Consider the following 6,010-nt stretch of genomic DNA (forward strand, 5'->3'; position numbering starts at 1 on the left):
CACCAATTTAAAAACAATCACCAAACTACTGACGAATCCCTACGCCTTTATTTAATAGCCTTAAACACAAAGCAAACATAGCAAGAGAAGTCACAAAAATCATACCCAAAGCAAACGTCAGGTTAATGTCCGTAATGCCTAAAAAGCCATATCGAAACGCATTGACCATATGCAATATAGGGTTCAGAACCGACACATTTTGCCAAAACTCAGGCAATAACTGAATCGAGTAAAAAACACCACCAAGATACGTTAACGGCGTTAGAATAAATGTTGGCACAATGGAAATATCATCAAATGTAGTGGCAAACAGTGCATTTAAGAAACCGCCCAAAGAAAACAAAAAGGCCGTAAAGAACACGGTAATAGCGATCAACCCAATACTGTAGAGAGGCAAGTCCACAAAGAATAAAGCAACGACAGTCACTACCAAACCAACCGCCAAACCACGGGCAACCCCTCCCAAGGCATAACCTAACAGAATGATCCAGTTGGGTATCGGCGAAACCAACAACTCTTCGACCGAGTGTTGAAATTTATTACCAAAAAAAGAAGACACCACATTGGAGTATGAGTTAGTTATCACAGACATCATGATCAGGCCGGGCGCAATAAATTCCATATAGGAAAAACCGCCCATCTCACCGATTCGAGAACCAATCAAGCTCCCGAAGACAATAAAGTACAACGTCATCGTAATTGCCGGCGGCAAAATGGTTTGCACCCATATTCGAGAAAAACGTCGGATTTCTTTTACCAGGATTGTCCAAAAGGCAATCCAGTTAGCTTTGGCCCCCATGAAAGGCAGCTCCTTAATTCTTGGTTTGAGACTTAAAATAAAACTTAGTTAGAAAAAACAGCATCAGCTTGAAGCCGAGGCCTATGAAGCCTGTTGTTGGCCCAACATGGAAACGAACGTTTCTTCTAATCGGTTGGATTTGTTTCTGAAGCTATGAACATTTACCGACGCCCTATCCAGCTGTTCAAACAGCTTGTTTAAAGTTTGATCCTTGGTCACCACCACTTCCAATGTGTGATCGTCGATTCGTCTGACACCATAACCGTTAAGCTCCACCTCGTTTGGCAAGGTATCCTGGACATCAAGAATGATAGTCTGTTTATTCATTTGACCTAAAAGTTCCCGCATTGGACAATCGACCAATATCGAACCGTGATCAATAATGGCAATATTTCGACACAACGCCTCGGCTTCTTCCAGGTAATGTGTGGTCAATATAATTGTGATGCCTTGCTCGTTAATTTCCTGTAGGAACGCCCACATGGAACGTCTCAGCTCAATATCAACGCCAGCCGTTGGCTCATCCAGAATCAGAACATCCGGCTCATGCACCAAAGCCCGAGCAATCATCAACCGACGCTTCATTCCACCGGATAACATTCTGGAAGGCGTGGAGCGCTTTTCCCACAACCCCAGCTTCTTGAGATACTTTTCAGCCCGCTCTTTGGCAACTGCTGTAGAAATACCGTAATAGCCGGCCTGAGTGACTACAATATCAAACACTTTTTCAAATTGATTAAAGTTAAACTCCTGCGGCACAACCCCCAGCTTCATCTTAGCCTGCGTCCTTGCCGTATCCAGGTCATGCCCCATGATCTGGACAGTGCCGGCGGTTTTATTCACTAACGAAGAAACGATGCCCAAGGTTGTGGATTTACCCGCCCCATTTGGCCCCAGCAATGCAAAAAAGTCGCCTTTTTGTACATTCAAAGAAATACCTTTAAGCGCCTTTGTGCCATTCGAGTATATTTTTTCAAGATCTTTTATTTGCAGTGCGTACATAACGGTCATATTCAACTGATTAGCAGGTATAATACCATGATTAAAAATCTCACTCTGTTAAAAGGTAACTCATGAGCGAATCACGTTTTGCACAACTTCCTGCTCACGAACAAGAAAGTATCGTCTTTCACTTACGACTACTAAAACAAAGCTATGAAGCTTTTCGCGCCAAAGCCCCATTCAATGAAGCAGAGCTCGGCCATGACGAAATCGCTTTTCTGGCCAGTTTTGAACAGCTCATCAAGAACATGGTCGCGCTTGATCCTAACCACGTATTCCTGGGTCAACAACTGGTGACTCAACAAATATCCAAATACCCGGAACATACGGAGTGCTGGGTGCGAGACCTGTTTTGGTATTTTGGCGGCGATTGCCTTCACTACATGCCAGATGAAGAAATTGAAAAATTTCAACAACTGGACGACGCCAGATACGAAGCAATCAACGAAAATAGAGTCTTCGAACGCGAAAAAGTTCGGAACAGAATTTTAGGTTTTCATTAATAAACAGTGATAATAGAGCTGCAACCAGCGCAGCCAGGATGCAGCTTTATTTACAGGGTTATTTACTGCCCTATTTACTGTAATTATGTGCCACTTCCAAAGTGCCCTTCAAACAAACTTCAAACCGTTGTTTCAGACTTCCAATATCATCGTAGTGTTTATTTTTAAACGCATGTTCAAGGTTTAATGCCGCTTCTCGTAGCTGACCCGCTGACAGGTTAGATGCACTGCCCTTCATACTGTGCACAATAAATATACACTGCTGAGCATCCTCCGCCTGTATTGCCTCTTCTAAGCGACTGGTGACGTTAATAGACTCCTGACAGAAGATACTCATCAACAATTTCAGGCGACTTTCATTGCCACCCACTCGTTGAAGTGCGGCATCAATATCGATCCAGTCTTCTTCGCCATTAACCTTTCGACCCTGGTCTTCTAAATCTTCCAGTGCGACCAGATCCACATTGACGGTTCCGGCGTCTATAGGCAGCCAAGTCACCAGCTTGTCTTTGAGGTCTGCCGAATCCACAGGTTTAGAGAGATAATCACTCATCCCTGCGTCCAAACAAGCTTCCCTATCCCCTTTCATAGCGTTGGCCGTCATTGCAATGATGGGCAACTCCTGCCATTGAGGCTGTTTACGCACCATTCTTGTTGCCTGAAGGCCATCCATCACTGGCATTTGAACGTCCATCAAAACCAGATCAAAATCAATTCGTTGCAGAGCCATTAAGGCCTCTTTACCGTTCGCAGCAACTTCTACATGGGCCACTAAATCCGACAACATCATTCTCGCCAGCTCTTGGTTCATCAGGTTATCTTCCACCAACAAGACCTTGGCATTAGGCCAGAACAGGCTGTTCTCTTTGCTTTCAGCCCCATCATCCAAGGTGGTGAATTTACCAAACGTTTTATCAACTGCGTCCACCAAACCGGTGATGGACAATGGCTTCTCAAGAAAATTGTGAACGTCCAACCCTTGGAAAGCCGGATCAATGTCCTCACCTGTCCCCTTTACTGTCATCAGAATAGGCAGCTGATCCAGGTAAGGCATGGTTCGAATTTCAGAAACCAATGAAGCGCCATCCATCACTGGCATATCTTTATCCACGATCAATAAATCAAGGCTGGCACTGAACCTCAAATCTCTGAGCGTTGCCATCACATCCAACGAAGTAGAGACCGTTCTGGCCTGGCATGCCAGGTTTTCAAAGGCATGCTCAAAGAACTGACGCGACTCGTGATGAGCATCCACGATCATCACCCGAATACCGCGTAAATCTTCATGCAAACATGGGTAGGCCTGATCACTGTCGGCTTTATTTAGCCTTAAGGTAAACCGGAAACTGCTCCCCACACCATCTTCACTTTCAACCTCGATGGCACCGCCCATCATTTTCACAAGCTTTTTACATATCGCCAAGCCAAGGCCTGTGCCACCAAACTGCCGGCTGGTGGAACCATCCGCCTGCTGAAACTCACTGAAAAGCAGCTCTTGTTTTTCCGACGGAATGCCAATACCAGTATCTTCGACCACAAACTGGATAGCTATGGCGTCTTTTTCTTCCGCCAGTAATCGCAATTTAACAACCACATGACCGGTTTCAGTAAATTTAACGGCGTTACTGACCAAATTAATAAGTATCTGACGAACGCGTAAAGAATCACCTTTTACAATTCTTGGTACATCAAAATCCTGAATATGAACGAGTTCAATGCCTTTCTTTCTTGCTGAATCAGCAAACATACTAATAACAGCTTCAATTTCTGCCAATAAATCAAACTCAATGGCTTCCAGGTCCATTTTGCCCGCTTCAATTTTGGAAAAATCCAAAATATCATTAATGATGGCCAACAACGACTGCGACGAACTTCGTATCTTACGAATAAAATCTTGCTGTTTGGTGTTTAACTCGGTATCCATCATCAGATTTGAAAAACCTATAATGGCATTCATAGGCGTCCGAATTTCATGACTCATGTTGGCCAGAAATTCACTCTTATGGCGACTGGCATCTTGCGCTTTCTGTCTGGCTTGCTCTAATTCCAGGTTTTTTGTCGCCAACGAATCGTACTGAGATTCAATTTGCGAACTCATATTATTAAACGCCGCCGCCAACTCACCGACCTCATCGCCGGTTTCAATTTCCACCCGAACACTTCGATTGCCTGAAGTCAGCTCTTTCACCGATTTAGATAACTTAAAGATCGGTTTCACCAAGCCTCTGGCAAAAAACATGGAGATAACCGCACCCGCTGACAGCACCATGATGCACATCCACATCATATTGCTTCGCAGTTCATAGATGGGTTCCATCACTACGGCTTCAGGGGTTACATCAATTAAAGACCAGTCGCCTTCATGATTAATGCCGTATTCACTTAGATTGGCAAAGCCCGCCAACACCTTATCACCGGAATAGTCCATATAATTGACACTCCCTTCTTCCTCAACTTTCAGGAGCTGCAGTAAATCCGGAAAGTTTTGGGCATCAGGGATGGTTTTAAAAGACTGACTCCGGGGATCAAGGGAAAACAACACTTCGCCACGGGTATTCACCAAATAAGCATGCTTATTGCCCAAAGTTCGGCGATCCATCTCTGATACCTTGTTCTTAACATAATCCAGATTCACCACCGAAGTGAAAACGGCCGTCACATTAAGGTTTTGATCCACAATGGGTGTAAAAATAAACGAAACTAACTGATTACCACGAACGTGGGCGTCTCTGAAGAAAACATCGCCCTGACGGGCGGAAAAAGCCTGCATCAAGAGACGACGACTATCATCATCCCGGTTTTGAATCCAGTCAATGAGCTGAGCATTTTCAGTCACACTGATTGACTGACCATCTCTTTTAAAAAGAATGAGCTGCTTCAGGTGAGGGTTTTCAATCAAAACAGGCAACATATATGACTGAACTTGTTTATCGTCAATGCCCTGAAACACTTGTGACTGCGCAAGAATTTTCAGCTCAACCACCCGTTCCATCATGAACTCATCAATGGCACCAGCAGTATTCACCGCAACATTAACGATATTACGTTCAATGGATTGCCTGAGTGCACGCTCTGAAGCAGAGATTGCAAGCCAAGTCGTTAAAGACACAACGAAGATGGTGAGAACCACACCAAACGAAATGAGTTTTGTTGCTAACCGAACCTGAGAAAACGAAAATGCCAATGTACGATCCATCATCATTGTATTTTTGAACAACTTTAGAACAGAACCGACGATAAATAAACCTTCATAGGTCGGTATTTACAAAGTAGCCGTCAGCAATACAAAATGAAACGTAAAAAGCTAAAGCACAAGGAAGTACTGGCAATTTACAAGGATAGATTAAGTAGAATAATAAGATTATGGTTTACATAAGAAATGATTCAGACAACGATCGCCCGAATAAAAACTGGAGCGGGAAACGAGACTCGAACTCGCGACCCCAACCTTGGCAAGGTTGTGCTCTACCAACTGAGCTATTCCCGCAGTGGCGTCCCATAGGGGGTTCGAACCCCTGTTACCGCCGTGAAAGGGCGGTGTCCTAGGCCTCTAGACGAATGGGACACATTAACTAAAGAGATTTACTTCTATTTAGTAAAAAGAAGAATTGGAGCGGGAAACGAGACTCGAACTCGCGACCCCAACCTTGGCAAGGTTGTGCTCTACCAACTGAGCTATTCCCGCAGTGGCGTCCCATAGGGGGTT

The 6,010-nt window shown here is 44.4% G+C and carries 4 protein-coding genes and 3 tRNA genes; 1 reads left to right on the forward strand and 6 read right to left on the reverse strand.

Annotated features, from left to right (window positions below):
* Positions 1 to 25: 25 nt before the first annotated feature.
* Both ABD744_RS18595 and ABD744_RS18600 read right to left on the reverse strand, forming a co-directional pair.
* On the reverse strand, positions 26 to 799 hold the full coding sequence (locus tag ABD744_RS18595) for an ABC transporter permease (RefSeq protein WP_344800080.1): 774 nt from the start codon (positions 797 to 799) through the stop codon (positions 26 to 28).
* Between the two features lie 81 nt (positions 800 to 880).
* Positions 881 to 1,801 (reverse strand): ABC transporter ATP-binding protein, encoded by a 921-nt coding sequence (locus ABD744_RS18600; RefSeq protein WP_344800230.1) that lies wholly within the window; start codon positions 1,799 to 1,801, stop codon positions 881 to 883.
* Between the two features lie 71 nt (positions 1,802 to 1,872).
* Between ABD744_RS18600 and ABD744_RS18605 the strand changes: the two genes are divergently transcribed.
* Complete coding sequence (locus ABD744_RS18605; RefSeq protein ID WP_344800081.1) at positions 1,873 to 2,304, forward strand: PA2817 family protein; 432 nt, start codon at positions 1,873 to 1,875, stop codon at positions 2,302 to 2,304.
* Positions 2,305 to 2,374: 70 nt separating this feature from the next.
* Here ABD744_RS18605 and ABD744_RS18610 read toward each other — a convergent pair whose 3' ends face one another.
* The 4 genes from ABD744_RS18610 to ABD744_RS18625 form a co-directional block, all read right to left on the reverse strand.
* Positions 2,375 to 5,488 (reverse strand): hybrid sensor histidine kinase/response regulator, encoded by a 3,114-nt coding sequence (locus ABD744_RS18610; protein ID WP_344800082.1) that lies wholly within the window; start codon positions 5,486 to 5,488, stop codon positions 2,375 to 2,377.
* A 227-nt stretch (positions 5,489 to 5,715) separates the two neighbouring features.
* Positions 5,716 to 5,791: transfer RNA gene (locus tag ABD744_RS18615), tRNA-Gly, on the reverse strand.
* 2 nt (positions 5,792 to 5,793) lie between these two features.
* Positions 5,794 to 5,869 (reverse strand) — tRNA-Glu (locus tag ABD744_RS18620).
* 44 nt (positions 5,870 to 5,913) lie between these two features.
* Positions 5,914 to 5,989: transfer RNA gene (locus ABD744_RS18625), tRNA-Gly, on the reverse strand.
* Positions 5,990 to 6,010: the final 21 nt, after the last annotated feature.

This window comes from Litoribacillus peritrichatus (assembly GCF_039537985.1).
GTDB classification, from domain to species: domain Bacteria; phylum Pseudomonadota; class Gammaproteobacteria; order Pseudomonadales; family Litoribrevibacteraceae; genus Litoribacillus; species Litoribacillus peritrichatus.

Excerpts from the sequence above, each read along its gene's own strand:
- ABD744_RS18595 (WP_344800080.1), bottom strand. The coding sequence starts at position 799 with ATGGGGGCCAAAGCTAACTGGATTGCCTTTTGGACAATCCTGGTAAAA.
- ABD744_RS18600 (WP_344800230.1), bottom strand. The coding sequence starts at position 1,801 with ATGTACGCACTGCAAATAAAAGATCTTGAAAAAATATACTCGAATGGC.
- ABD744_RS18605 (WP_344800081.1), top strand. The coding sequence starts at position 1,873 with ATGAGCGAATCACGTTTTGCACAACTTCCTGCTCACGAACAAGAAAGT.